Source organism: Candidatus Pelagibacter sp. (genome assembly GCF_052049775.1).
In the GTDB taxonomy this organism is placed as follows: Bacteria; Pseudomonadota; Alphaproteobacteria; order Pelagibacterales; family Pelagibacteraceae; genus Pelagibacter.
Genome location: NZ_JBNGZH010000062.1, coordinates 1 through 2,219 on the forward strand (window position 1 = coordinate 1; position 2,219 = coordinate 2,219).

The following is a 2,219-nucleotide window of genomic DNA, read 5'->3' on the forward strand; positions in this document are numbered from 1 at the left end:
AAATTTAGTAACTTTATATTGTCACCATTATTTTGCTTATTTTTAATTTTAATTATTGGTGTATCACATGGGTCTTTGGATCATGTCAAAGGTGGTAAGCTTCTAAAGATTTTTAAAATTGAAAATATATCTCTATTTTATCTTTCATATATCTTATTAGCTGTAATGGTTGTAGCACTTTGGATTTTTATACCATCTATCTTGTTAATAATATTTCTACTGGTTGCCTCATATCATTTTGGTAAAGAGGATACACAATTTTTGCATAACTATAATTCACACTTTATTGGGATATTGTATTTTCTAAAGGGATCTCTCGTTATTTTGGCACCATTATATTTTCATTTTGATGAAACTATATCGATATTTAAATTATTATTGATTGATAATGAAAATTTTTATTCAAGTTTAAGTTTTATTGAGAATAATAGATTAATAGATTTAGGGATAATCTTAAGTTCTATTTCAAGTATTATTTTGTTTATTAAAAAATTTACTTTTAAAAATTTTTCTATTTTTTTTGATTATTTTTCTATATTGATTTTAAATTACTATCTCTCTCCTTTAATAGCATTTACGGCATATTTTTGCTTTTTACATTCTGTAAGACATAGCATCACATTAATTTACGAATTAGATAATAATAATATTAAAAATGGGTTATTGATTTTTATTAAAAAGGCTATGCCACTTACTATTTTAACTGCTATTATTTGTTTAGTTGGTATTTATTTGCTCAATTTTAAATATAATTTTGATAACTCGATTATTAAAGTCATTTTTATAGGTTTGGCGTCTTTAACATTTCCACATATATTACTTGAGTATCTTTTAGATAAAAATGAAAAACAAAGAGCTTAAAATATTGTTATCTGCTCCACGAGGATTTTGCGCCGGTGTTGAACGAGCAATTGAAATTGTTGAAAAATCAATTCAAAAGTATGGTTCTCCAGTTTACGTTAGACATGAAATAGTTCACAATAAATTTGTTGTTGATGACCTAAGGAATAAAGGTGCAATATTTGTGGAAGAGCTTGAAGAAATTGAAGACAAAACAAGACCAGTTATTTTTTCTGCACACGGTGTTCCAAAAAAAATTCCACAAGATGCAAAAAACTATAATATGACTTATGTTGATGCAACATGTCCCTTGGTTTCTAAAGTTCATAGAGAGGCTGAAAATCTTCATAAGGCTGGATACCATTTAATTTTAATAGGGCATGAAAATCATCCTGAGGTAATTGGAACAATGGGGCAACTGCCTAAAGGATCTATCGATCTTATCCAAAATGAGGACGAAGCCAATAATTATGATCCAAAAAATTTTGAAAAGATTGCCTATGTTACTCAAACAACTCTATCAGTAGATGATACAAAAGATATAATATCAATACTTAAAGAAAAATTTTCAAATATTAAAGAGCCTGCAAAAGAGGATATTTGTTATGCAACAACTAATAGACAAATGGCTGTTAAAAACATTGCAAAAAAGTGTGATCTGTTTTTTGTTATTGGCAGTCGAAATTCATCTAACTCAGTAAGACTTGTAGAGGTTGCTAAAAAGTCGGGGTGTGAAAACTCAATACTGATCCACTCACAAAGTGAAATTCCATTCAACTTAATTGAAAATTCAAATATAATCGGAATTTCATCTGGTGCGTCTGCCCCTGAAATACTTGTCGAAAATTTCATTAAAGAATTGAAAAATAAATTTACAGTCACTATAGAAGAAGTGGAAATTATAAAAGAAAACGTTGTTTTTCGTGTTCCGAAAAAATTAAATTAAATGGCTGTTTACACTAAGATAAATAAGAAAGATATTTCGTATATTAATAAAAAATTTGAAAATCAAAAATTTTTAAGTTTTAAAGGTATAAAACAAGGTATTGAAAATACTAATTATTTATTAAAATCAAAAAACAATAAATTTATATTAACTATATTCGAAAAAAGAGTTCAAAAAAAAGAAATACCTTTTTTTATGAAATTAATGGATCAACTAAATGATCTAAAGATAAGATGTCCAAAACCATTGAAAAATCGTGATAGAAAATATCTGTTTAAAATAAAGAATAAGGTTGCTTGTGTTGTTTCATTTCTTGATGGAAAAGATAAAAAAAATCTTAGTTTGAAGAATTGTTATGATATTGGAAAAACTGTAGCTCAAATGCACTCTTCCTCGAAAAAAATAAGATTGTTTAGAAAAAACTCAATGAATA

At 26.5% G+C, this 2,219-nt stretch carries 3 protein-coding genes; all 3 read left to right on the forward strand.

Translation table 11 applies throughout. The features are described from left to right. The coding region (locus ACTT83_RS06315; protein WP_440919235.1) for a Brp/Blh family beta-carotene 15,15'-dioxygenase at positions 1-861 on the forward strand (861 nt) is incomplete at its 5' end. Next, positions 842-1,786 (forward strand): 4-hydroxy-3-methylbut-2-enyl diphosphate reductase, encoded by a 945-nt coding sequence (ispH, locus tag ACTT83_RS06320; RefSeq protein ID WP_440919236.1) that lies wholly within the window; start codon positions 842-844, stop codon positions 1,784-1,786. The genes ACTT83_RS06315 and ispH, both read left to right, overlap by 20 nt. Further along, a partial coding sequence (locus ACTT83_RS06325; protein WP_440919237.1) for a phosphotransferase occupies positions 1,787-2,219 on the forward strand: 433 nt, incomplete at its 3' end.

Coding starts and splice junctions, on each gene's coding strand:
- ispH (WP_440919236.1), top strand. CDS start 842: ATGAAAAACAAAGAGCTTAAAATATTGTTATCTGCTCCACGAGGATTT.